Source organism: Variovorax sp. 10L421, from assembly GCF_056395365.1.
The window spans coordinates 1-24,441 of record NZ_JBFTJJ010000031.1 but is presented as its reverse complement, the minus strand read 5'-3'; the positions used below and the strand labels follow the sequence as shown (position 1 = coordinate 24,441).

General features: G+C 66.2%; 23 protein-coding genes. 6 read left to right on the top strand and 17 right to left on the bottom strand.

Going from position 1 to position 24,441, the window contains the following annotated elements:
* Positions 1-17: 17 nt before the first annotated feature.
* Both AC1DFC_RS26645 and AC1DFC_RS26640 read right to left on the bottom strand, forming a co-directional pair.
* On the bottom strand, positions 18-974 hold the full coding sequence (locus AC1DFC_RS26645; protein ID WP_478180310.1) for a Bug family tripartite tricarboxylate transporter substrate binding protein: 957 nt from the start codon (positions 972-974) through the stop codon (positions 18-20).
* Positions 975-986: 12 nt separating this feature from the next.
* Positions 987-1,793, bottom strand: coding sequence for an NAD-dependent epimerase/dehydratase family protein (locus AC1DFC_RS26640; protein WP_478180309.1), 807 nt, complete (start codon positions 1,791-1,793; stop codon positions 987-989).
* A 182-nt stretch (positions 1,794-1,975) separates the two neighbouring features.
* On the opposite strand from AC1DFC_RS26640, the gene AC1DFC_RS26635 reads away from it, so the two are divergent.
* The 3 genes from AC1DFC_RS26635 to AC1DFC_RS26625 all read left to right on the top strand — a co-directional run bounded on the left by AC1DFC_RS26635 (position 1,976) and on the right by AC1DFC_RS26625 (position 5,283).
* The gene (locus AC1DFC_RS26635; RefSeq protein ID WP_478180308.1) at positions 1,976-3,058 is read left to right on the top strand and encodes a mandelate racemase/muconate lactonizing enzyme family protein; all 1,083 of its coding nucleotides are present in this window, start codon (positions 1,976-1,978) and stop codon (positions 3,056-3,058) included.
* A gap of 150 nt (positions 3,059-3,208) precedes the next feature.
* Positions 3,209-4,288: a porin gene (locus AC1DFC_RS26630; protein WP_478180307.1), complete on the top strand. Its 1,080-nt coding sequence runs from the start codon at positions 3,209-3,211 to the stop codon at positions 4,286-4,288.
* A gap of 11 nt (positions 4,289-4,299) precedes the next feature.
* Positions 4,300-5,283: a Bug family tripartite tricarboxylate transporter substrate binding protein gene (locus AC1DFC_RS26625; RefSeq protein WP_478180306.1), complete on the top strand. Its 984-nt coding sequence runs from the start codon at positions 4,300-4,302 to the stop codon at positions 5,281-5,283.
* Between the two features lie 157 nt (positions 5,284-5,440).
* On the opposite strand, the gene AC1DFC_RS26620 is transcribed toward AC1DFC_RS26625, so the two are convergent.
* The 4 genes from AC1DFC_RS26620 to AC1DFC_RS26605 are packed head-to-tail and all read right to left on the bottom strand — an operon-like array spanning position 5,441 to position 8,855.
* Complete coding sequence (locus AC1DFC_RS26620; RefSeq protein ID WP_478180305.1) at positions 5,441-5,830, bottom strand: c-type cytochrome; 390 nt, start codon at positions 5,828-5,830, stop codon at positions 5,441-5,443.
* 10 nt (positions 5,831-5,840) lie between these two features.
* Positions 5,841-8,012 carry a xanthine dehydrogenase family protein molybdopterin-binding subunit gene (locus tag AC1DFC_RS26615; RefSeq protein WP_478180304.1) on the bottom strand — a complete coding sequence of 724 codons (2,172 nt, stop codon included), beginning with the start codon at positions 8,010-8,012 and terminating at the stop codon, positions 5,841-5,843.
* On the bottom strand, positions 8,009-8,473 hold the full coding sequence (locus AC1DFC_RS26610) for a (2Fe-2S)-binding protein (protein ID WP_478180303.1): 465 nt from the start codon (positions 8,471-8,473) through the stop codon (positions 8,009-8,011). Before AC1DFC_RS26610 ends, AC1DFC_RS26615 begins: the two co-directional genes overlap by 4 nt.
* Before the next feature lies 1 nt (position 8,474).
* On the bottom strand, positions 8,475-8,855 hold the full coding sequence (locus tag AC1DFC_RS26605; protein WP_478180302.1) for a RidA family protein: 381 nt from the start codon (positions 8,853-8,855) through the stop codon (positions 8,475-8,477).
* 569 nt (positions 8,856-9,424) lie between these two features.
* Between AC1DFC_RS26605 and AC1DFC_RS26600 the strand changes: the two genes are divergently transcribed.
* Complete coding sequence (locus AC1DFC_RS26600) at positions 9,425-10,252, top strand: type 1 glutamine amidotransferase domain-containing protein (RefSeq protein ID WP_478180301.1); 828 nt, start codon at positions 9,425-9,427, stop codon at positions 10,250-10,252.
* A gap of 73 nt (positions 10,253-10,325) precedes the next feature.
* The gene (locus AC1DFC_RS26595; protein ID WP_478180300.1) at positions 10,326-11,219 is read left to right on the top strand and encodes a LysR substrate-binding domain-containing protein; all 894 of its coding nucleotides are present in this window, start codon (positions 10,326-10,328) and stop codon (positions 11,217-11,219) included.
* A gap of 514 nt (positions 11,220-11,733) precedes the next feature.
* On the opposite strand, the gene nac is transcribed toward AC1DFC_RS26595, so the two are convergent.
* Positions 11,734-12,660 carry a nitrogen assimilation transcriptional regulator NAC gene (gene nac, locus AC1DFC_RS26590; protein WP_478180299.1) on the bottom strand — a complete coding sequence of 309 codons (927 nt, stop codon included), beginning with the start codon at positions 12,658-12,660 and terminating at the stop codon, positions 11,734-11,736.
* 98 nt (positions 12,661-12,758) lie between these two features.
* On the opposite strand from nac, the gene AC1DFC_RS26585 reads away from it, so the two are divergent.
* Positions 12,759-13,727 carry a LysR substrate-binding domain-containing protein gene (locus tag AC1DFC_RS26585; RefSeq protein WP_478180298.1) on the top strand — a complete coding sequence of 323 codons (969 nt, stop codon included), beginning with the start codon at positions 12,759-12,761 and terminating at the stop codon, positions 13,725-13,727.
* 11 nt (positions 13,728-13,738) lie between these two features.
* Here AC1DFC_RS26585 and AC1DFC_RS26580 read toward each other — a convergent pair whose 3' ends face one another.
* The 10 genes from AC1DFC_RS26580 to AC1DFC_RS26535 all read right to left on the bottom strand — a co-directional run.
* Entirely contained in the window at positions 13,739-14,455 is a 717-nt protein-coding gene (locus AC1DFC_RS26580; RefSeq protein ID WP_478180297.1) for an HpcH/HpaI aldolase family protein, read from the bottom strand.
* Between the two features lie 12 nt (positions 14,456-14,467).
* Positions 14,468-15,268: an SDR family oxidoreductase gene (locus AC1DFC_RS26575; RefSeq protein WP_478180296.1), complete on the bottom strand. Its 801-nt coding sequence runs from the start codon at positions 15,266-15,268 to the stop codon at positions 14,468-14,470.
* Positions 15,268-16,956: a hydantoinase B/oxoprolinase family protein gene (locus AC1DFC_RS26570; protein ID WP_478180295.1), complete on the bottom strand. Its 1,689-nt coding sequence runs from the start codon at positions 16,954-16,956 to the stop codon at positions 15,268-15,270. The genes AC1DFC_RS26575 and AC1DFC_RS26570 overlap by 1 nt, the downstream gene beginning before the upstream one ends.
* A 12-nt stretch (positions 16,957-16,968) precedes the next feature.
* A complete protein-coding gene (locus tag AC1DFC_RS26565; RefSeq protein ID WP_478180294.1) occupies positions 16,969-19,059 on the bottom strand; it encodes a hydantoinase/oxoprolinase family protein in 2,091 nt (696 codons plus the stop codon).
* A 38-nt stretch (positions 19,060-19,097) separates the two neighbouring features.
* Complete coding sequence (locus AC1DFC_RS26560) at positions 19,098-19,826, bottom strand: branched-chain amino acid ABC transporter ATP-binding protein (RefSeq protein WP_478180293.1); 729 nt, start codon at positions 19,824-19,826, stop codon at positions 19,098-19,100.
* Positions 19,827-19,842: 16 nt separating this feature from the next.
* A complete protein-coding gene (locus AC1DFC_RS26555; protein WP_478180292.1) occupies positions 19,843-20,616 on the bottom strand; it encodes an ABC transporter ATP-binding protein in 774 nt (257 codons plus the stop codon).
* A complete protein-coding gene (locus tag AC1DFC_RS26550; RefSeq protein ID WP_478180291.1) occupies positions 20,606-21,640 on the bottom strand; it encodes a branched-chain amino acid ABC transporter permease in 1,035 nt (344 codons plus the stop codon). Before AC1DFC_RS26550 ends, AC1DFC_RS26555 begins: the two co-directional genes overlap by 11 nt.
* Positions 21,641-21,653: 13 nt before the next feature.
* Positions 21,654-22,526 carry a branched-chain amino acid ABC transporter permease gene (locus tag AC1DFC_RS26545; RefSeq protein ID WP_478180290.1) on the bottom strand — a complete coding sequence of 291 codons (873 nt, stop codon included), beginning with the start codon at positions 22,524-22,526 and terminating at the stop codon, positions 21,654-21,656.
* 34 nt (positions 22,527-22,560) lie between these two features.
* On the bottom strand, positions 22,561-23,763 hold the full coding sequence (locus AC1DFC_RS26540) for an ABC transporter substrate-binding protein (RefSeq protein WP_478180289.1): 1,203 nt from the start codon (positions 23,761-23,763) through the stop codon (positions 22,561-22,563).
* Positions 23,764-23,883: 120 nt separating this feature from the next.
* Positions 23,884-24,441 (bottom strand): aminotransferase class I/II-fold pyridoxal phosphate-dependent enzyme (locus AC1DFC_RS26535; protein WP_478180288.1); only part of this gene is annotated, 558 nt, incomplete at its 5' end.

The following is a 24,441-nucleotide window of genomic DNA, read 5'->3' as shown; positions in this document are numbered from 1 at the left end:
ACTGCGCGGCGCAAGACCTATTCGAGCTTGAGGTTGCCCTTGACGATGACCTCGGTCCAGCGCGCCTGCTCGGCGAGCATCAGCGCGCGGTACTCATCGGAGGTGGTGGTGACCGGCAACACGCCCTGCTGTTTGAAAGAAGCCTGTATCTCCGGCGAGTTCACCACCGCGACCGTGGCCTCGCGGATCTTCTGGTGCACGGCGGCGGGCAATCCCTTGGGAGCGATGATTCCGTAGTTGGTGTCCATCAGCACTTTGGGCAGACCCAACTCGGCGGTGCTGGGCACCTCGGGCGTCTGCGTCAGGCGCTGGCTACTGGCGGTGGCCAGCATGCGCAGCCGGCCCGATTGCGCCAGCGGCAGTGCACCCACCACGTCGATGAGCGTGAACTGGATCTCGCCAGCCAGCACCGCCGTGACGGCCGGTCCGCTGCCGCGATAGGGCACATGGGTCACGTCGATGCCCGCTTCCTGCTTGAACATCTCCCCGCCGATGTGCGGTGACGTGCCGTTGCCGGCGGAGCCGTAGTTCAGCTTGCCGGGCGCGCGTCGCGCAGCCTCGATCAGCTCCTTGAGACTGGAGTGGGAATTGGCAGGGCCCACGATGACGGCCGTGCTACGGGCCACCAGCGTGATGTAGTCGATGTCCGCATGGGTGTAGGGCACCTTGGTCAGCGCCGGCATTCCGGCCACTGGCCCAGGCGCGATCATGCCCAGCGTGTAGCCGTCCGGGGCGGCCTTCACAACAGCGTCAACGCCGATCACACCACCTGCGCCGGGCCGGTTGTCCACCACCACCGGCTGGCCCAGCCGCAGCGACAGCCGAGCAGCCAGGTTACGGCCCATGCCGTCGGTCGGCCCGCCGGCCGCGTAGGGAATGATGAGGCGGATGGGCTTGGTGGGCCAGGTCTGCGCCGCGGCCGATGCCGCCAGGCAGGTCATGGCCAACAGGCCGAAGGTCTTGATCATCTTCATGTCGCTTGTCTCCTAGGGAATGAGGTCGGTGAAGCGCCCGCCTTGCAGGTGCGCCGCGCGCGTACTCAAAGGCGCCGAGGCGGGTGCACCGGCGTGCGCGATGTCCTGCGCGTACGCATCGGCACTGTCCTGCGGCGCAAAGCCCAGGAAGTCCACCTTGTCGTTGCTCCACCAGCTGCGGCTGTTCGCCGATACGCCATACACCACGCTGTAGCCAATGGCAGGCGCGACCAGGCAGCGCCGGCACAGCTGCACCATATCCGCATGGCTGAGCCAGGTGGACAACATGCGCTCGTCGGTCGGCTTTTCGAAGCATGAGCCGATGCGCAGACACGCCACTTCGATGTCATGCTTGTCGTGGTACATGCGCGCCAGGCTCTCGCCGAACGCCTTGCTGAGGCCGTAGAGGTTGCCCGGGCGCGGCGGTGCATCGGAATCAAGCGGCTGCGAGCGGTCGTACATGCCGATCGCATGGTGCGAGCTGGCGAACACGATGCGCTTGGCGCCGGCCTGCCGGGCCGCCTCGAACACGTTGAAGCTACCGATGATGTTGGCCTGCAGCACCGCCTCCCACGGCGCCTGCGGCATGACAGCGCCCAGGTGGACCACTGCATCGACACCCTCGAGCAGGGCCTGCACAGCGGCCATGTCAGACAGGTCGGCCTGCACCACTTCTTCGCCCTCGGCGGCCGGTAGGAGCGCGCGCAGGTCGGCGGCACGCACGTGCTCGGCCAAGTCGCGCAGGTCGCTGCGTAACTGGCTACCCAGCCGGCCCGCAGCGCCGGTGATCAGAAGTCGTCTCCATCTGGTTGTCGTCATCGATCTGCCTCGGGAATTTTTTGCCAGTCTATGGACGGCAGGCCGACGTGCCCAGACGGTTCGAGGGCAAGGCAGCTATGTGTCCTGCGGCATGGCCGCAGGGGTGCGCTGATGCCGCCGCATGACTAAACTTTGGCGGGCACCAACGGGCGAGCCCCTGGCCACCCGAACCCGACCACATCATGAAGATCACCGATTACTCCCTGCGCCCATGCACCCAGCGACTCCGCGATGCGAACTGGAAGTTCTCGCGCGCCGCCGTGCCCGACCTGCAGGCCCACGTGCTGACGCTGGCCGACGACGCCGGCCACACGGGCCATGGCTATGCGCACGCCATCCCCAGCATCTCCGGCGCTGGTGAAGGCGTGCTGGCCGCGCTGCGCATGCTGGCGCCCACGCTGATCGGTCGCGGCCTGGACGAGATCGCCGCCATCGTCGAGAGCTGTGACCGGCAACTGGCCTTCAACGTCTCTGCCAAAGCGGCTATCGACATGGCGCTGCACGACCTGATGGCGCACCGCCTCGGTGTGCCCGTCCACGTGCTGCTGGGCGGACGTCACCACGACGTCATTCGCCAGTCGCGCATCGTGCCCGTCAAGGCGCCGGCGCAGATGGGTACGCACGCCGCCGAACTGACGGCGCAGGGTTACCGGCAGCTCAAGCTCAAGCTGTCGGGCGACACTCAGACCGACGTCCAGCGAATCGCATCCGTGCGCGATGCGGTGGGCGCCGAAGTCGTGCTGACACTCGACCCCAACCAGGCCTACAGCGCCAAGACGATGATGGCCGCCTTCGCGCGCATGGAGCGCTACGACATCGCGCTGATCGAGCAGCCCGTGCCGGCCGACGACTGGAGCGGGCTGAAGATGCTGACGCAGTCGCTACCAGCAGCCATCGAAGCGGACGAAAGCGCGCAGTCGGTACAAGACGTGTACCGACTGGTGACGGACCGCGTGGTCGACGTCGTCAACTTAAAGGTGACCAAGCTCGGCGGGCTGCTGCGCTTCACGCAGGCCGCCGCGCTGTGCCAGGCCGGCGGCGTGGTCTGCCGCGTCGGTGCGGCGTTCGGGCCTGCGCTGATGCAGGCCTTCGCGGCCCATGCGGCCAGCACCCTGCGCGCGCTGCCGTACGCCTGTGAACTGGCCGAGCACCAGCACCTGCTAGGCGATCCGTTCGAACCGTTGCCCGTGCAAGACGGCATGGTGCGCGTGCCGACATCGCCCGGCTGCGGCATCGGCTACGCCGGCGCGCCTGACCCGCACTGACCTGCGGGCGTAACAGCAGCCGAATGGCTGCCTTGTCCGCACCGACAACCCCTGGCCGCGTTGACATAGCTGCATTGCCGCATCGCCTCTAGGTGGGCGCAAGTCTGCTTCCTAGACTTGCCCGCGCAATAACAACGAGGAGACATCGGTATGAAGAATCACCTTGCGACCATGGTGGGCGCAGCCGTAGCCCTTGCCTTTGGTTCGTCCAGCGCGCAAGCCCAGCCCACCATCTACGGCCTGGTGGATGCTTGCGTGGCCCGCTCGAACATCGGCGGCGCACACAGCACGCGTCAGGGCTCAGGCTGCCAAAGCGGCAGCCGCCTGGGCTTTCGCGGCAGCGAGAACCTGGGTAGTGGCCTGACGGCAGGCTTCCAGATGGAGAACGGCTTCAACGTGGACGACGGTAGCTTCGGCCAGGGCGGACGGTTGTTCGGTCGCAAGGCCATTCTCAGCCTGTCAAGCGCCACGCTCGGCACCATCGAAATGGGTCGCGACTACGCGCCGACTTTCTATGCCCTGGCACCGGTCGATCCGACGGCCTTCGGCATCGGCACGATCAGCAGCACCATGTGGACCGGCTCGAACCCCACCACCGTCGCGCGCAACGACAATGCCGTCAACTACATCTCGCCGGCGCTCGGCCCCGTCATCGTGCGCGTGCAATATTCATTTGGCGAACAGCCCGCCCCGGCGAGCGCAGGCGCCCGATCCACGCTGGGCTTCAACATGATCTACCGCAGCGGCGGTTGGGTGGCCAGCCTGGCCCACGCGCGCCACACCAACGCCGCCGACACCGCGAGCGACCGCGCGTCGACCGCAGGATTGAGCTACACCCTGGGCGGACTCACGCTCTCTGGCGCTTTCCAGGCCGGGCGTTGGGAAGGCAGCCGGACGGTTGCCGCGCCTTCCAGCGCGACCAGCATCTTCAGCCGCGATTACCGCAGCTACATGCTAGGCGCGTCGTACCTGGTCCAGCAGCAGCTACGCGTGCTGGTGTCCATCAAGCACTACGACGATCGGACGGCCAGAAACTTCGATGCGCACCAGGTCACCACAACGGCCATCTACGCCCTGTCCAAGCGTACCGACATCTATGCGTCTTACAGCTGGCTCAAGAACTTGGCGGCCAGCAGCTACGACATCAGCGATGCCACGACCAAATACAGCGGCGTGCGTGCCGGCGCCAACACCTCGTTGATCGCCATGGGCATGCGCCATGCTTTCTGAAGGAGATGATCATGAATCCACACCGGCGTTCCACGCTGCGACTGGCCGCCGCGATGGCAGCAGGCACCCTGCCTTTCGCGCGCGCGCAAGCGCAGCCTTTCCCCTCCAAGCTCATCCGTGTCGTGGTGCCGCTGGCGTCCGGCGGCTCGGCCGATGCCATGGCCAGGCTGGTCGCCGCCGGCATCGCCCGGGTGTTGGGGCAATCCGTGATCGTGGACAACAAACCGGGCGCGGGCGGGCTCAACGGCATGGCCGAAGTGGCTCGTGCGCCGCGCGACGGCTACACGCTGGGCTATTCGCTGGCGGGTGCGCTCACGGTGGCGAACCATATCGCGTCGAAGATGCCCTATGACCCGGCGAAGGACTTCGCGCCAATCACGCAGGTGGTGGCGGTGCCGGAGGTCATCGTCGTCAACCCGAAGATCGGCGTGACCAGCCTGCAGCAGTTGGTCGCGCTGGCCAAGGCCAAGCCCGGCACGCTGAATTTCGGCTCCGCGGGCAACGCGACCATTCCTCACCTGGGCGGCGAGCTGTTCAAGCACGAGGCGGGCATCGACATCATGCACGTGCCCTACCGCGGAACCGGCCCGGCGCTGAACGATCTGGTGGCGGGACAGGTGCACCTGATGGTGGCCGACGTCACCTTGGTGCGCGCGCACATCGAGGCGGGACGGCTGGTGCCATTAGCCGTGGCCGGACCGCGACGCATCGCCGTGTTGCCGGCCGTGCCCACCACGATCGAGGCCGGCTTGCCCGGCGTGCAGGTAGCGAACTGGCACACACTGGTGGCCCCGGCAGGCACGCCAGCAGACGTGGTGAACCGCCTACGCGATGCGGTGCAGCGCGCCATGACATTGCCTGAAATACAAAGCCGGCTGGTCCAGGAAGGCGCCGAAGCGGTGGTCGGCACGCCGGCGCAAACGGTCGTGTTCCTGGACAAGGAACGCGCACGCTGGGGCACGCTGGTCAAGAAGCTCGGGATCCGCTGGGACTGAGGCGTTAAGCGTCCGACCAGGCGCTTTGCTCAATTGGCTGCGGGCGCAGCGGAACCATGGTCACGAAACCGGGGCGGGCGCTTTTCCAGAAACGCCTACACGCCGTGGACATGCCGGCGGTGAGGACGCCCAAAAGAACCCGACGCGCCGGCACGCCTCAGCCCGCTCCGAGAATCCAGCGCGCCAGCTTGTTGGCGTCCTCTGCGCTGAGTTGCGGATTGGGTGGCATCGGCATCGGGCCCCACACGCCGGCGCTGCCCTTGATCATCTTTCCGGCCAGCGAGTCGAGAGCGCCCGGTACGTTTTTGTAGCGGCCCGCAATGTCCTGGAACGAGGGGCCAACCAGCTTCTGGGTCGCGCTGTGACACGCGATGCAGGCCTTGGACGTCGCCAGGGCCTGGTTGGCAATGGCAGGCGATACCGGCGCGATGAAAAGTGCAAGTGCAAGTGCAAGCAGCACGCCCTTGTCATGGGGTCGGTTGCGCTTGGATGAAATGTGATCGGCGAGGGACATAAAGCGATTCAAGGAATGGCGACGGGAAAGCATGACGCGTTGCTCATGCAGCGCGTGGCCGCAGGGGAAGACTTCGAAGGCGCTGCTGGGTAGCCGACGACACCGCATTGGCAATGGCGGCGATGACGGCGGAAGTTCCGGGTTCGCCGACACCACCCGGGGCCGCTTGGCTGGCCTGGATGTGTACTTCCACCTTGGGCGCTTCCGAAATCCGGAGCAGGCGGTAGTCATGGAAATTGCTCTGCTCGACCCGCCCCGCCTTGATAGTGATTTCGCCCCACAGGGCCGCCGTCACGCCGAACTGGATGCCACCATCGATCTGCGCGGCAACCGTATCGGGATTGACGACCATGCCGCAGTCGACCACGCAGACCACGCGGTCGACCCGGATGTCGCCCACAGCATCGACCGTCACTTCGGCCACCTGGGCCAGGAAACTGCCGAACGCCGACAACAATGCCACGCCGCGCCCGCGGCGGGTGCCCGGCTGCGCCGCAGGCAGCGGCACATGCCAGTTCGCTTTCTGCGCCACAGCCTCCAGCACAGCGCGTGCACGCGAGCCCGCGGGCAGTGAGTCCCGGCGGAACTCGACCGGATCCTTGTTCGCCAGCGCGGCCAACTCGTCCACGAAGCTCTCGACCACGAAGCAGTTGTGCGTGGGACCGACACCGCGCCACCAACCGGTGACCAGGCCGGCCACCGGCTCTTCGCGCATGTAGTCGAGTCGTGCCGCCGGCCAGGCATAAGGACCGAGGCCGGCCTCCACAGCATCCGGATCCAGCCCATTGCGGAAGGCACCCGGCGCCACGCGCGCGTAGATCGATGAGCCGGCCACCCGGTGCGTGAACGCGCTGACGTGGCCCTGCGCGTCCAGCGCAGCGCTCAACTCGTCAGCATACGCTGGGCGCGGAACGTCGTGCTGGATGTCTTCCTCGCGCGACCAGATGAATTGCACCGGCCCCTGCACGCCCTTCGCCAAGGCGACCGACTGCTCGACAAAGTCCGATTCCAGTCGCCGCCCGAACCCGCCGCCAATCAGGTGGTTGTGGATGCGGATCTTGTCGGCCGGCAGGCCCGAGCCTTTCATCGCCGACTCGCGTGCCCGCGGTGGCGCCTGGGTTCCAACCCAGACGTCGCAGCCGTCGGCCCGCAGGTCCACGGTGCAGTTGACGGGTTCGAGTGCGGCGTGTGCGAGAAAGGGTGAATGGTAGATGGAGGTGAGCCTCCGGTTCGACGCGCGTACCACGGCATCCGGATCGCCTTGCAGGCGCGCAACCGCGGCCCCCGGCCGCTTGAGCGCTGCTTGCAGGTCGTTGCGAAGGCTTTCGGTCGACACCGTGGCTGCCGCACCATCGGCCCATTCGATCTTCAGCGCGGCCAAGCCCTGCTTGGCGGCCCATGAATGGTCGGCAATGACGGCCACGGCATTGTGGATGCGCGTGATCTGCCTGACCCCTCGCACGGCAAGCGCCGCGCTGTCGTCCACACGCACGAGCTTGCCACCAAACACCGGGCTGGCCGCCACGGCGCCGTAGCGCATGTTGGGTTGCCGTGTGTCGATGCCGTACCGGGCCGAGCCGTTGACCTTGCCCGCCACATCCAGCCGCTTGATGGGACGGCCGATCAGCTTGAAGTCCCGTGGCGCTTTCAGTGCGACCTTGGGTGGAAGCCCCAGGCTCGCGGCACGCGCGGTGAGCCGGCCGTAAGACAGTTGCCGACGACTGCCCGGATGACTCACCACGCCATCGCGCGCCCGGCACTCTGAAGCCGGCACGCCCCATTCCCGCGCGGCAGCCTCCACGAGCATCACGCGGGCCGTGGCGCCAGCGGCGCGCATCGGCTCCCACGCGCCCTGGATCGAGTTGGAGCCCCCAGTGATCTGCGCGCCGCCGGCGCGCGGGTTGCCATAGCGCGCCGCATCCGGCGGGGCATGCGCCAGCTTCACATGGTCGAGCGAGATCTCCAACTCCTCGGCGATGAGCATGGAAAGCGCGGTGTAGATGCCCTGCCCCATTTCCACGCGCGGCATGGTCAGCGTGACGGTCTCGTCGGCGTCGATGCGGATGAAGGCATTCGGCTCGAACGCCGAGGCCGCTGCGCCGCCAGCATCGGCGTCCTTCGCCGCGGCGACATCGAACATGACGCCCAACGCCAGCGCGCTTCCACCCGCCAGAAAAACGCGGCGGGATATGTCGAGTCGGGCGGCGTTCGTCATGCCTTCGCTCCTGCGTTCGCGGCGCGATGAATCGCGATCCGTATCCGCGAATAGGTTCCGCATCGACAAATGTTTCCAGCCATCGCACCGTCGATCTCGGCATCGCTGGGTCGTGGCGTGTGCTTGAGCAGCGAACACGCCGACATGATCTGGCCGGACTGGCAGTAGCCGCACTGCACGACTTCCTCGTCAAGCCACGCCTTCTGGACTTCGCGGCCCAGTGTCGTCTGCCCCACGGCCTCGATGGTAGTCACGCGCTTGCCCTGTACGGCAGCGAGCGGAGTGAGACAGGAGCGCGCGGCCTCGCCGTCCAGATGCACAGTACAGGCGCCGCACAGGCCCATGCCGCAACCGAACTTGGTTCCAGTCAGACCTGCGACGTCGCGCAGCGCCCAGAGCAGCGGCATATCCTCGGGGAGGTCGAGTTCGGTAGGCCGACCATTGAGTTCGAATTTCACCATGTCAAGCCACCGCCACTGCTTCGACTTCAATCAGCCATGCGGGATCGACCAGCCCAACCTCGACAACCGACATGGCCACCCGCAGGTCCCCCAGAAAGCGTTGCCGAATCTCCGCGCCCAGACGCCAGTCCTCCCGGCGCGGGAGCCAGATCGTGACCTTGGCCAGATTTGCAAACGTCATCTGCGCTGAAGCCAGCGTTGCCTGCACATTCGACCAAACGCGCACCGCTTGGGCCTCGAAGTCATTCTCAAGGCTGCCATCAGGCGCGAACCCCATGGTGCCGCTGATGTAGAGCCAACGGTTTGGCGATATCACCTCAACAGCCTGGGCATAGGGAGCAATTGGCGTGAAGATGTCCGCCGGCACATGCACTTTCAACATGGAGATGAGTGTCTTGTATGAGATGTCCCGGATTAGGCACTGATGAGCCGCATTCCGAGATGCGCTTTTGTCATGGCATGCCATGCGAATACGGGATACCAGTGGACGCCATGGCTGCCATTGCGCTCCATCCGGATCGCTCAGACGGGCGTCAACTCCCGGTTCAAAGCGATGTGCTGGCTCAGGTGATGGTCTTCGTCCCCCTGCTGGAGATCGATCATGATCAAGCGCTTGGCGCAGTGCGACAGGGCCGGCTTCGCACACAGGCGCTGAGCAGCGGTTCGTCGCCGACAGACGTGCCGCGAAACCCTGGGGCAGCGGCTGTCCAGGCTGCTGGGTACGAGCTCTTTCTACGCACGCGGTCTGCGCAAGGTGTGCATGCCGCCGGCAAGGGCGCCCCGACCCGAACAGCCGCGTGATCTCCCATGCCTGCGTCGCATGGCCTGCGTTCACATCCTTGCATCGCCAGTCTACTGTCTTGCACGTCCAATCGAGCACGCGGCCGATCCACACCCGTGACCTGCTCGCAACTCAAACCCGAGTCACTCGTTGAATCGCAAGGAAACCGTATGAACTTCTTCAACCGCCGCCAGCTCGTCCGAGCCGCCGGCGCAACAATGGTCGCAGCATCCGCAGGCATACATGCACATGCCGCCTCTCCTGCTGCAGCTCCCGCAAGTGCCACGCGGGGAGCGAATGGCCGTCCCAGCATCCTCATCGTGGTATCGAGCCACGACCGCAAGGGCCAGGATCTGGTCGCGGGCTTCTGGTTTCCCGAGCTCACGCATCCAGTCCGGGTTTTCGCGCAGGCTGGCGTCGACTTTGATATCGCCAGCCCTCGTGGCGGCATGCCACCCTTCGACGGCTTCGACCTCACGGACGAAGACAACAGTTGGTTCTGGATCCAACCAGAGCTGCGTAACAAGCTGGCAAACAGCCTGCCGCTGTCCGACGTCGACCCGGCACGCTACGCCGCTGTAATGCTCGTGGGCGGCCATGGCCCTATGTGGGACTTCACTCGCAACGCCCGGTTGCATAACATCGTGCGTGGAGTGTACGAACGCGGCGGCATCGTGAGCGCGGTGTGCCACGGCCCAGCAGGCTTGCTAGACCTCACCCTTTCTGACGGAAGCAGCTTGATCGCGGGCCGCCGGCTGACCTCGTTCACCAACGAAGAGGAGGTCTCCCGACAGTACGACAGGCTCATTCCGTTTGAGCTGGAATCCGCGCTCAAGGCGCAGCGGGCACGGTTCGAGGAAGCAGGCATCTTCCGAAGCCGTGTGGTCGTGGATGGTCGCCTGATTACCGGGCAGAACCCTGCGTCCGCGAAGCCGTTCGGTGAGGCAGTGGTAGCTGCGCTGAAGGCCCGAGCCGCGCAAGGCGGTGCCGCCGCCTGAAAACCCGGCACAGCGCACCCGGTGCTCCCGCGGGCGACAAGAATTTACGCTCGCGCCGAGTTACGCTCGGGCCATGATCGACACCCCGCTATCGGCACTTCGGACATACCAGGCGCTGGCGCGATGTAAGAGCTTCACAGCCACTGCACGCGACCAGGGGCTGGCCCAATCCGCAGTCAGCCGACACATCGCCTCGCTTGAGATGCAGTTGGGTCAGACACTCGTCATTCGGGGCCACAGGCAGATCCAGTTCACAGAGGCAGGAAAGCTCTATCTGGAAACGGTGCACCGCGTTCTGGATGAGCTGGACCGTGGCGCTGCGCGACTCGGGCGCGGGATTGAACGGCCAGTGGTCAAGATACTGGCTATGCCGTCCTTCGCCGCGCGCTGGCTAGTGCCCAGACTGGCGCGACTACAGGACGCGCACATCGAGGTCGACATTGAACTCGCGACCTCAATCTGGGATTCAGATTTCCTCAAGGAACGCTACGACATCGCGATCCACTATTCAGATGGGGCCTGGCCGGGCGCAAGCCTGCTCATGCACGACAGCCTAGTGCCAGTGATATCTCCTCGCCTGCAGGAGGCCTTCAGCATCCACAGCATCGACGATCTGGCACAGTTCCGCTGGCTGCATGACTCCCTGCGCGGCAGCAAGTGGCCGCAGTGGTTGGCGGCGGTCAATGCTGAAGGCCTTTCTGGGCGACGGCACATAAAGCTGCAGGATACCGAGGCCACCCTCAATGCGGCCGTCGCCGGTCTTGGCGTAGCCATCGGGCATGCAGTCTTGATCGAAAACGACGTGCGCGAGGGCCGGCTGATGCAGGCGTGGCCCGGACATGTCCCCCTAGCGGCGGGTTACCACCTGATCCGGTCCAAGCGCGCGGTACGCAATCCCGCAGCTCTGCGCGTCAGCGCTTGGCTGACGAATCAAGCGCAGGAATCCGAGATGCGCCGCTCGGCCTGAAGAAAGGGCCACGCAAAATAGTGGGATAAAGACGCTGAATGACGTAGCCTTCCAAAGGCGGCTTCAAGCAGGATTCAGTGGTGCAATCAGCGACCGCACTGCCCAAAGCTAAGGGTTACGGCGGTATCCGCTGGGACACAGTTTCTCAACGTGTCATGTTCTCGCCGGACGTTCACGCAACATCCAGAGACGCGCGTGCATAGGACATCTCGAAGAACTGGCCGATCATGAAATCTCGTCTCGGCTAGGGTCTACTGAACGATGCTGGGAAAGCCTGTTGTTTGCCGTCAAAAATTGACCCGCGTATGGACTGACGTTTTCGACGCATGCTTGGCTCCGGGTGACGGCAGGGCGATCGAGCACAGAGCGGCTTCCTGACGAGAGAACCATCATCTGCGCGGCGGCTTGGCATGCAGCTGCGTATCACAGGTAGATGCCAACGAAGTTCTCGCTCGATTCTTGAGCAATCTTGGTTAACCGACGCCACAATTGGGCGCTCTATGCCCGGTAGCAGCTAATGGACCGAGTGCATGCCGCCGCCCATTTCGAGTCGGTCAACCAATTCCATGAGGATCCCCTTGACGACTTGCGCAGGCTCCGACAGCGGCAGGTGATCCGAGGCGCATAACGCCAGCGGAATCTCGATGTGCGGCGACACCAGCCGCCTGACGTCGACCGCTGCGGTGGCCGCGACGGAGCGCGCAAGTGACACGGGCAGGATCGTCGCGCCCACGCCCGAGGCGACCGCGGCGGACAGCGTGCTCGAAGACTCCATCTCCGCCACCACGCGAGGAATCATCTTCGCCGAGGCAAAGGCCCGGTTCACGCTGCGGCGCAGCTGGTTGTCGATGCTGGGCAGGAGCAGGTCCACGTTCTGCAGTTCGGCCAGCGCGAGCTCGTCGCCGTCCATGCGCAGCATGCCGTGGGACGCCACGACGCAGAGGTCCTCGGTGAGCAACGGGTCGAACGACAGGCCCCGCACTGCGTGCTCGCCACCATAGAGCACGGCCATGTCCATGAGGCCGTTGCGCACCACGTCGCACAGCGTGGTGCCGAAGTTCTCGTTGATGTGCAGCATGAGCTGCGGATGCCGCTCCTGCACCGTCTGCAGCAGCGGCAGGGCCAGGCCCGATGCTGCGGTGCCCGGCGCGAGGCCGACCGATACCTGCCCCGCCAGGCTGCGCCCGGCATTGACGACATCGGCGCGCGCCTGCTCGAACTGGCGCAGTATCAATTGCGCGTGGCGGTACAGCACCATGCCGGCTTCCGTGGGCACCACGCCCTTCTGCGTTCGCAGCAACAGGCGCTGGTTGAACTCGCCTTCGAGGGTGGCCAGTTGCTGGCTTAGCGCCGGCTGCGCCACGTGCAGCACCTCCGAGGCCTGCGTGAGGCTGCCCACGTCAACGATCTTCACGAAATATTTCAACCGCCTGAGGTTCACCGGGTCTCCGTCGTCTTGCTGTTCTGTTTGCAAGCAAGCATCAAGCCACGCGTTGGCAGCGTCAACCGGGGTTACGATCAGTTCGCACCCGACTTCCCATGACGGTAAATTTCAAGACCCTCAAGAGCTTCGTGACTGCGGTCGATGCGCGCAGCCTCTCCGCGGCCGCTGCGCAACTGAGCGTTGCGCAACCGGCCTTGAGTCAGCACATCGCTTCGCTCGAAGAGCACTTCAAGCACAAGCTGTTGAATCGCTCCAACGCCGGGGTGACACCCACTGCTGCCGGCAACGAGCTCTACCGCCACGCACAGATCATGCTGAGCCACCTGGAGCAGGTGGAGCGCGAACTGATGAACCGCACGGACGAGAGCTTCATCTCGGGCCCCGTCTCGGTCGGGCTGGCCACCTACAGCACGGCCTCGGCGCTGTCGATGCCGCTGCTGCAGGCGGTGCGTAGCGCATACCCGGGCGTCAACCTGTTCATCAACGACAACTTCGGTCTGGTACTGAGCGAGATGGTGATGACCGGGCGCCTGGACATGGCCATCATCTACGCGGGCAACCCGATGAAGGGCCTCACGCTGCAGCCGCTCTTGACCGAAGACCTGTTCCTGATCGCCCCGCCGGGCATGGAGCTGGAGCAGAACGACGACCGGACCATCGCCTTGCGTGCATTGGCCGGCATCGATCTGCTGCTGCCGAGCCGCATGCACTTTCTGCGGCGGATGGTCGACGAGGCCTTTGCCCGCGTCGGCGTGGTGCCGAATATCCGCGCCGAGATCGAATCCGCCGAAACGCTGCGCCAGGCAATCCAAGCGGGCGTGGGCGCGACCATCTTGCCATCGGCACTGGCGGACTTTCCGCCGGCCGCGAACCCGCCGATGATCCGCAGGATCGTCGAGCCCGTGCTGCAGGCCACCGTGTCGCTGTGCGTGCCTGACCACCTGCCGATGTCCGACCAGGCGCGCGCCGTGCTGGAGATCTTGCGCGAGCAGATCGACAACCTGTTCGCCGCCGGGCGGCTCGCGGGCATCCGCGCACCGGAAGCCGCGTCACCGCAGCCCTGATTTCTCGCAGCTCAGTGCGCGACGGCCGCCACCGGCTGCGACAGGTTGCGCATCGCCGCAACGCCTTCCGTCACGAAGGGGTCGGCGTGGTAGTACAGCAGCTGCGCGCCCATCGACACCAGGTGCTCGACGTCCTGTTTCACGACCAGCGTGCCCGCGATCTTTCCTGCCGCGCGAATGCGCTGCAGCGTCTGGTCGACCAGATCGAGCGCGGGTTGCGGGCGGCGCTTGCCCGGTGCCACCGCGGGCGAGTAGCCCATCGACTGCGACAGATCACCCGGTCCGACGAAGAACACGTCGATGCCTTCGACCGCCAGGATCTCGTCGAGGTTGCGAACCGCCTCGAGCGACTCCACCATGCCGACCAGCAGCTTCGTCGCGTGATCGTCGGGGCAGGCATAGCGGAAGGTGTGCACCACCTGGCGCGCGATCTCCGCGGTGTGGATCAGCGGCACCATCACGCCGTCCGCGCCCGCGTTGAGGCAGCGCGTGATGGTGGAGCGCTCCTGGTTCTGCGGGCGCACGATGCCGAAGCCGCCGGCGTAGCGCGCAGCCTTGGCCATGTGGTGGATGTCCTCGAAACTGGCCAGGCCGTGCTCGCAGTCGATGAAGACCGAGTCCGCGCCCGAGCGCACGAGCTTCTCGCACAGCGTGGGGGACACATGGTTGGGGTTGACCATCAGCACGGAGTTGTCGCGTGCCAGGCGTTGATGAAGGGTGTCGCTCATGCTTCGTCTCGTTCAGGGTTTGCCGGGTGTTCCGTCGGGGGCGCCGAGCCAGCGGCTGATTTCGATGTCGGGGCCCTGGTCGCGCGCGCGGGTCGGGCTGATCACCAACTGCTCGATGGTGGTGCCCTGCGGCAGCGTGCAGGCCAGCAATATGGCGCGCGCCACGTCTTCAGGCGCGACCATGGCGGCGCGCTCTTCGGCGCTCGGCGGGCGCACGCGCGTGTCCATGATGGGCGTGTCGACCTCGCCGGGCAGGATGGTCGTGGAGCGGATGTTGTTGTTGCGGAAGGTGCCGTGCACGAAGCCCATCAGGTTCGTCACCGCCGCCTTCGCCGCGCCGTAGGGCGCACCGCCCAACAGGTTCGGACGCACGGCAGCCAGCGAAGACACGGTGACGATGGTGCCGGCACCGGCATCGAGCATTCCCGGCAGCACGGCCTGGATCAGCACGTAGACCGCCGTCAGGTTGACCGACACCGCCGACTCCCAGTCGTCCGGCTCGATCCAGCGGATGTTGCGCACGCGGCTCGTGAGGCCCGCGTTGTTGACGAGGATGCCGATGGGGCCGACCTCCTTCGCGGTCCACTGCACCAGTGCCACGAGCTGCTCGCGTTCCTGCAGGTCGGCCTGGCGCGCCCAGGCTTCGCCACCGGCGCTTCGGATCTCTTCGACCACCGCCTGCAGCGGCTCAGGCCTGCGCCCCATCACGACGACGCGTGCGCCCTCGGCGGCGAGCATCAGCGCGGTGGAGCGGCCGATGCCCGAACCGCCACCGGTGACGAGCGCGACCTGTCCCTTCAGTGCACCGGCCATCACGCCACCGCCTTCTGCGCTTCGGCGCTCGCCCCGGCCTCGTACCCGTAGTCGGCCTGCGCGCCGGCCATGCTGACGAGGCCCTGGCGCAAGTCGTCTTCGACCAGATCGCGCGAGCGCTGTTGCGCATCGCCCCAGCCGCCGCCACCCGGCAGCTCGATCGTCAGGCGCTCGCCCGGTGCCAGCACCAGCCGGCCCTTCGGGAACACGGCCTTGCCGTCGTGCAGCACCGCGCCGTTGCGTCCGGCCTGGCCACCCAGCACGCCGAGGCAGGGGTACTTCACATGCTCGGTGCTCAGGTAGATGTTCATCTCGCGGTCCGAGAGGTTGCGGATCACGCCGCGCTGGCCCAGCCCGCCGCGAAACTGGCCGGGGCCGCCCGAGTCCGGAATGAGCTCCTTGCATTCGGTGAGCACGGGCACCGCGAGCTCGTACATCTCGATCGGCGTCACGCGGCAGTTGGACGGAAAGCTCAGCGTGTCCAGGCCGTCCATCGACGAGCGTCCGCCTTGTCCGCCATGAAAGTTCTGCGCACTGCCGTAGGCCGTGCCGTCGGAGCGCTGGCCCTGGCAGTTGATACCCCAGATCGGCGCGCCGCCGCTGTCGCCCATCGCGCCGTCGGGCACGATGTGCTGCAGCGCCTTGAAGATCAGGCTGGGAATGCAATGGCCCACGAGGTTGCGCGCAGCGCCCGCCGCGTGCGGGCGCGGATTGAGGATCGAACCCGCCGGCGCCGAGTCGGTCAGTGCGACCATGCAGCCCTCGTTGTTCGGCGTCTCCGGATCGAGCAGGCATTTCAGCGCATACACGCTGTGCGCCACGCGGTAGTGCGGCACCACGTTGATGCCGCGCGCCACCTCGGGCGAGGTGCCCGTGTAGTCGACATGGATCGAGTCGTCGCGCACTTCCACGCTCACGCACAGCTTCACGTCGGACTCGAAGCCGTCGATCGTCATGTCGGCCTTGTAGCTGCCGTTCGGCCAGGCCGCGATGGCCTTGCGCATGTGGCGCTCCGAGCGGCTGAAGATCGCCTCGCCGAGGCCGTCGCAGTCCTCGAGGCCGTATTCGTCCATGAAGCGCGTGAGCTCGCGGCTCATCACCTCGTTGGCGGCCACCATGCTCTGAATGTCGCCGCGCACCTCGTGCGGCAGGCGCACGCTGGCCTCGATGACGGAGAAAACGTCGGTGTTGGGCTTGCCGGCCTTGAACAGCTTGAGCATCGGAATGCGGATGCCTTCCTCGAACATGTCGGTCGAGTCGGGCGACTGCGGCCGGCCGCCGATGTCCGGCAGGTGGGCGATGCTGCCCGCGTAGGCCACGATCTTTCCCTTGCGGAAGATCGGCGTGAGCATGACCATGTCCGGCAGGTGGCCGGTGCCGATCACCGGGTCGTTGGTGGCCAGCACGTCGCCGGGCTCCAGCGACTCGGGCGGAAAGGCCTTGAGGAAGTAGTTCTGCGCCGCCATCGGCAGCGTGGTGATGAACACCGGAATCGACCAGGTGCACTGCGCGAGCGCGCGCCCCTTGGCGTCCAGCAGCACGTTCACGTAGTCGTGGTTCTCGCGCACGATGGGCGAGAAGGCCGTGCGGCCGAGCGCACTGTCGGCCTGGTCGGCGATGAAGACCAGGCGGTCCCACATCACCTGCAGGGTGATCGGGTCGTTGAAGTCGGGTTTGAGCATGGACATGGCAAGAAGACCTCAGGACAAAAGCATGATCAGGTTGTGTTGGGCATCGAGCGAGGCGCTGGCATTGGGCCCCATCACCACGGTCGACTCGCGCTGCTCGATGATCGCCGGCCCCTCGACCGGAACGCCGGGCACCAGCGCATAGTGGTCGTAGACCGGCGTGTCGACGTACTTGCCGAGCTCCGGGAAGAAGACCGGCCGCGTGCCCTTGCGTGCATCGCGCGCCACATTCGACTCGCCGCGCAAGCTTGCGAGCGAGACCGGCGCCTTCGGCCCGCTGGCACGCACGCGCCAGGTGATGACCTCCGCATCGGTGCCGCTGACGGCGCGGCCGTACAGGGCCACGTAGTTGGCATGGAAGCGGACCAGCAGTTCCTCGACGAACTTCGGGTCCGCCGGGTCCAGCTCCGGCAGCGGCACCGAGATTTCGTAGCCCTGGCCCACGTGGCGCATGTCAACGGTGTACGAGTAGGTGATGTGGTCCACCGGCACCTTGCTCGCCAGCACCACTTCGCGCCCCTGGTCCGCCAGCGTGGCCTTCACCACGTTCACCGCGCTCGGGTTCCATGTCGAGATGCGCATCGGCAGGCTTGCCGACAGGTCCGCCGCCACCGGCGCGCCCAGCAGCCCGATGGCCGAGGTAACGCCGGCGCCCAGCGGGCAGATCACCTTGCGGATGCCCAGCTTGCGGGCCACGCCGTAGGCATGCACCGGCCCTGCACCGCCGAAGGCGATCAGCGGCAGCGCGCGCGGGTCGACCCCGCTGTCGGTGGCCTGCATCGAGGCGGCCTCGGCCATGCTCTCGTTGACCATATCGTGGATGCCCCAGGCGCAGCGCTCGAGCGAAATGCCGAGCTCCTTCGCGAGCCGTGCCATCGCCGATTCGGCGGCGGGCTTGTCGAGCGCGAAGTCACCGCCCAGGAAGGAGTTTTCGTTCAGGTAGCCCAGCAGAAGGTCGGCATCGGTCACCGTGGGCTCCGTGCCGCCGCGTCCATAGCAGGCCGGCCCCGGCGCCGCAGCCGCGCTGCGCGGCCCCACGCCCAGCAGGCCGAGCTTGTTGCGCGCCGCGATGCTGCCGCCGCCCGCGCCGATCTCGATCATGTGGATCGACTGGATCTTGAGAGGAAAGCCGCTGCCCTTGCGGAAGCGCTCGTGGCGGGCCACTTCGAGATCGTTGGCCACCATCGGCTGGCCGTTCGGAATCAGGCACAGCTTGGCGGTCGTGCCGCCCATGTCGAACGACAGCACGCTCGACTCGCCGGCCTGGCGCGCATAGTCCGCCGCCGCCACGGCGCCCGCCGCGGGGCCCGACTCGATCAGACGCACCGGCGTGCGCGAGGCCGACGAGCTCGGCACCACGCCGCCGCTCGACGTCATCCAGAGCAGCTGCCCTTCGACACCACGCTGCGACAGCTCGCGCTCGAGGTGGTTCACATGCCCCACCATCATCGGCCGGGTGTAGGCGTTGACGACGGTGGTCGAGGCGCGGTCGTATTCGCGCACCTCGGGGCACACCGTCGAAGACAGCGAGACCGAGATACCCGGTACGACCTCGGCCAGGATCTCCGCCACGCGCCGCTCGTGCTGCGCGTACTTGTAGGCGTGCAGCAGGCACACGGCTACCGACTCCACCTTCTTGTCGAGCAGCACGCGGGCGATGGTGCGCACGCCGTCTTCGTCGAGCGCCTTGATCACCGTGCCGTCCGCGGCAATGCGCTCTTCCACGCCGAAGCACAGCTCGCGCGACACCAGCGGATCGGGGTACTGGATGCGCAGGTCGTACAGGTCGTAGCGCCCCTCCGTGCGAATGCGCAGCATGTCCTGGAAGCCGTCTGTAGTGATGAAGGCGGTGTGCACGCCGCGGCGCTCCAGCACCGCGTTGGTCACGACCGTGGTCGCGCCAAGAATCTGCAGCTGGCCGTTGCCTTTGGCCTTGCCGCCATCGCGGGCGCGCACCTTGGCCAGCAGCTCGTCCACGCCCTGGAGCACGGCGCGCGCGGGCGCATCGGGCGTGCTCAGGACCTTGTGCAGCAGGATGGTGCCGTCGTCCTCCGTCATCGCGAAGTCGGTGAACGTGCCACCCGTGTCAAATGCCAGTTTCATGCCTTTCAGCTCCTTGAGTGTTCGGTTGAGATGTGCGTTCAGGCTGTGGCCGGGTCGGATGCGCGCCTGCCCGTCATGAACAGTTCGCCCAGGTCGGCGGTGCTCAGCGCCTCGACCGGGCTGTCCCAGATGACCTTGCCCAGGCGCAGCACCACGGCGCGTTCGGCGGCCTCCATGGCCTTGCGGGTGTTCTGCTCGACCAGCAGGATGGTTCGGCCGCCCTTGTGCAGGCGCTTGAGTTCGTTGAAGACCAGCGTGATCGCCTGCGGCGAGAGGCCGACCGAGGGCTCGTCCACCAGCAGGATCTCGGGGCGGCGCAGCACGGCCATCGCCATCTCGAGCAGCTGCTGCTCGCCGCCGGACATGTTGCCGGCGAGCTCGTTGCGACGCTTGCGCAGAATGGGGAAGAGGTCGTAGACGTACTCGCGCTCGCCCTTCAGGTCGCCGCCCTTGATGGTGTAGGCCGCCATCTCCAGGTTCTCGTCGATGGACATCAGCTGGAAGTTGCAGCGGCCCTGCGGCACGTAGGCAATGCCGTGACCCAGCATCGCCTGCGGGCGCAGGCCCGCGATGTCCTTGCCCTTCCAGCGGATCGCGCCGCCCTTGTGGGTGGTCATGCCGAAGAGCGACTTCAGCAGCGTCGACTTGCCGGCCCCGTTCGGGCCCAGCAGCGTGACGAATTCGCCATGCCGGATCTTCAGGTCCACACCGTGCAGGATGTCCAGGTGGCCGTAGCCGGCGCGGAGGTTGTCGATTTCGAGTTCCATGATGCTGTTCTTCGTGTCAACCACCAAGGTAGGCCTCGATGACCTCCGGATTGCGAACGACTTCCTCCGGTGTGGCGTCGGCCAGCTTGGCGCCCTGGTGCAGCACGACCACGCGGTGGCTGAGGTTCATCAGTACGTCGGTGTTGTGCTCGATCACCACGAAGGTCACGCCCAGCTTCTGGTTCGCGTGCTCGATGCACTGGATGACCTTCTCGATGAGCACGGGGTTGATGCCCGCCAGCGGTTCGTCGAGCAGGATCAGCTCGGGTTCGGGCATCAGCATCGACGCGAACTGCAGCAGCTTCTGCTGCCCGCCGGACATGTTGCCGGCCGGCAGGTGCGCCACGCGCGCCAGTCCCGTCACCTCGATCAGTTCCTTCGCGCGTTCGCGCAGGGCCTGGATGCGCTTCCTGGCCGACGGTCCGACCCAGAAGGTCGACAGCACGTTCGGAAAGCGCGACATCTGTCCGGCCAGCACGAGGTTCTCTTCCGAGTCCAGCGTCGGGAAGACAACCGTCTTCTGGAAGCTTCGCAGGAAGCGGCCCTCGCGGGCGATGCGGTTCATCGGCCAGCCGGTGATGTCCACGCCCTTGAGCAGCACGCGGCCCGAGTCGCTGCGCTGCAGGCCGGTGCAGCAGTCGAATAAGGTCGACTTGCCGGAGCCGTTGGGACCGATGAGCCCCATCACCTCGCCGCGGCGGACTTCGATGTCCACGCCCTGGAGCGCCGCGACGGCGCCGTAGTTCTTGCGCAGGCCTTCGATGCGCAGCATGGCAGGTTCAACGGACATCGCGCGGCCCCTTTCCGATACCGGCAATGCGCTCCGCCGCACGCTGGAACAGCGGCGCCAGCCCTTGCGGGAACAGGAACACCAGCCCCAGCAGCACGAAGCCGTAGATCACCATGCGCAGCTCGGGCGTGATGCGCAATGCCTCGGACACCGCCACGAAGACGAAGCTTCCGATGATGGCGCCCGGCACCTTGCCCACGCCGCCGCCCAGCACGATGATCAGGATGGTGTTGGAGTAGTAGGCTTGGAAGACCAGCGGGCTCACGACCGTCGAGAAATGCGCGTAGAGGCTGCCGCCGAGCCCTGCGAAGACGGCGCTCAGCATGAAGACCAGGAGCTTGTAGGTCCAGGTCGGCACGCCCAGCGATTCGGCCAGCGTCTCGTTGTCGCGAATGGCCACCATGCAGCGGCCCGCCGGCGAGCGGATCAGCGCCACGAAGGCCGCCACCGCGAGTGCCGCCAGCACGAGCACCAGGTAGAAGTACTCGGGCGCCTTGATGACGGTGTAGACCATGTCGCCGAAGCCCAGGCGCGGCCGGGCCACGCCCGACAGCCCCATGTCGCCGCGCGTCAGGCCGATCCAGTTCTTCGACACCATCTGCGCGATGACCACCATGCCGAGCGTGCACATCACGAAGGAGGTGTCGCGCAGCCGCAGCGCCGGAATGCCCAGCGGCAGCGCGACCAGCCCGGCCACCAGGCCCGCGACCAGGAAATTCACCAGGAACGGCGTGCCGAAGTGGATCGACATGAGGGCCGACGCATACGCACCGAGCCCGAAGAACACGCCCTGCGCGAGCGACAGCATGCCCGTGTAGCCCAGGATGAGGTTCAGCCCCAGCGCCGGCAGCAGGAAGATCATCGCGAGGACCATCGCGTGCAGGTAGTAGTCGCCGAGGAAGAGCGGCGCGCAAAGCAGCGCGGCCACGCCGACGGCGCATGCGCTCCAGTTGACCGCGGCGACCCGGGCGGCCGGCAGACGCGGCGTGTCCAGCGTGGTGTTCGACAAGATTGCCTGTTTCATGAAGTTGTCGCTTTCAGAAGCGGGCCTTGCTGCTGAACAGGCCGTGCGGCCGGAACATGAGCATGAGCAGAAGCACGATGAAGCCGACGGAGTCGCGGTATTGCAGGCCGATGAAGCCGGCGACGAGGCTCTCGATGACGCCCAGCAGGCAGCCGGCGATGAGCGTGCCGCGCACGTTGCCCATGCCGCCCATAACGATCACGGCGAATGTCTTCAGCGTGATCGACTCGCCCATGCCGCCGTAGATGCTCACGTTGATCGGCCCCGTCAGGATGCCGGAGAGCGCCGCAATGGCCACGCCGATCAGGAAGGTGCGGCGCACCACCTGCTCGACGTCGATGCCGTTGACCTGGCAGCACTCGATGTTCTGCGATACGGCACGAATCGAGCGGCCCAGCCGCGTGCTGCGCACCATCCATTCGAGCCCTGCGAACACCGCGATGGTGACCACGACCAGGATCACGCGCTGCTGCGACATGCCGAAGTCGCCGAGCTCGATGGGTTCGAGCCAGCCGCCCGAGAACACCTTGTAGCCACCGCCGAAGGCCAGGATGACCACGTTCTGCAGGATGAGCGAAAGCCCCAGCGTGGCCAGCACGCCGGCCTGGAAGGGCTGGCCGATGAGCCGCTGCATCACGCTGCGCCCAATCAGCACCGCGATCAAGCTGACGATGGCTACGCCGCCGACGATGGCCAGGCTGTAGTCGGCCATCAGCTTCGACATGACCCACCAGGCCGCGAAGGTGCCCAGCATGTAGTACTCGCCATGGGCGAAGTTGATGGCCCGCAGCACGCCGAAGATCATCGTCATGCCGGCGGCCACCAGGGCGTAGACCGACCCGGTGATGATGCCGTTGACGATCTGTTCGAAGAGGAAGGAACTCACGGTGTTCTCGCAGGCCGGACAGGGCGCTTCTTCTTCACTTCGCGCCAGCCGCGTAGTCGACCTTGGTCGCGATCATTCCCTTGATGGCCGGCTTGCCGTCGGTGATTTCGAGCAGCACCATGGGCATGACCGCCTGGTTGTGGTCGTCGAAGGTCACCACGCCCATGGGGCTGTCGTACTTGATCTTCGCCATGGCGTTGCGGATGTCCTCGGCCTTGAGGCTGTTGGCGCTCTTGATCGCGGCCACGACGAGGTTCAGCGTGTCGTAGTGCGTGTAGGCATGGTTGTTCGGCATTTCGCCGCCGTTGGCCTTCTTGTAGTCCTCCACGAACTTGAGGCTGCGCGGCGCCGGCACCTCGGGCAGCCACGCGGCGGCCTCGACCGCGCCGTTCATGACCTTCGGTGCGGCGGCGATGGTTTCCTTGGTGTTGAACTCGCCGTTGCCGACCAGCGCGACCTTGCCGGCCAGCCCGAGTTCGAGCATCTGGCGGGCAATGATTGGCGTGGTGTCGGCCTGCCCGTAGAGGATGATGGCCTGTGCGCCCGAGCGGCGGATCTTGCTCAGCACCGAGCGGAAGTCGGTCTCCGAATCCTTGTAGTAGTCCTCGCTCAGAATCTCGGCGCCTTCGTACTTCGGCAGGTAGCGTTTGGTGAACTTGATGGCGCCGCGGCCGTAATCGCTGTCGACCGAGAGCACCGCGAACTTCTTGAAGCCCTTGGTCTTCGATGCGTACTCCAGCACCGTCGCGGCCCGCACCTCGTCGGTCGGGTAGTTGCGGAAGGTCCACTTGAAGCCGCCCACGCCGGCCTTGTAGGTGATGTCGGGGTTCGACGAGGCCGCGTTCACGAGCAGCACCTTCGATTCCTCGGCCAGCGGCTGCATCGCCAGCGTGACCGAGCTGCAGACGTCGCCGATGATCACCGGCGTTTTCTCGAGGCTGATCATGCGCTGCGTGGCGGCAACGCCTTCTGCCGGCACGCACTGGCTGTCCCCGCTCACGAGTTCGATCTGCTTGCCGAGCACGCCGCCGGCGGCGTTGATTTCCTTGGCGGCGAGCGCTGCGCCCTTGTTCGCGAAAGCGCCGTAGCGGGCATTGGGGCCGCTCATGGGCGCGATGACACCGATCTTGAAGGTGTCGGTCTGCGCACTGGCGGGCGCCAATGCACAGAAGCCGGCGATCGCGGCAATGGCCACCAGGGTCGCGCCGCGCAATCTCGAGTTCGTGGGGTAGCTCATTGCTTTTCTCCGGGTCATGGAAGGGTTGAAGGAATAGTAGGAAGGGAACTCTCCGGCGGCCAATACGTTATGGACCTTCGCCTATAAGGATTCTTGATAGGCAAGGCCCGCCGGCCGGAATCAGGTGAGCTTCGCCACTGCCGAGGCGATGCGCCGGCACCCCTCCTCGATCTGCTCGACGCTGGTGGCCGTCGACATGCGGAAGTACGGCGACACCCCGTACGCCGTGCCCGCCAGCACCATGACGCCGCCCGCTTCGAGCAGGTAGATCACGACGTCGTTGTCGGTCTCCAGCGTCTTTCCCTCGGGCGTTCGCTTGCCGATCAGGCCGCCACAGTGGGGATAGAGGTAGAACGCGCCGCCCGGTGCGCGGGCGCGAATGCCCGGAATGTCGTTGAGCAGGCGGGTTGCGGTGTCGCGGCGCTGCCTGTAGGTGGCGACCCAGCCAGGAAGAAAGGCCGCCTCGCTGTTCAGCGCTGCCACGGCGGCTGCCTGGCTCACCGAAGACGCGCCGCTGGTCGACTGCGACTGCAGCATGTCCAGCGCCGCGATGATGTCCGCGGGGCCGGCTGCATAGCCGATGCGCCAGCCCGTCATCGCATAGGTCTTCGACACGCCGTTCACCACCAGCGTGCGGTCGCGCAGGCCCGGCTCGATGGCCAGCAGATGCGGCGCCGC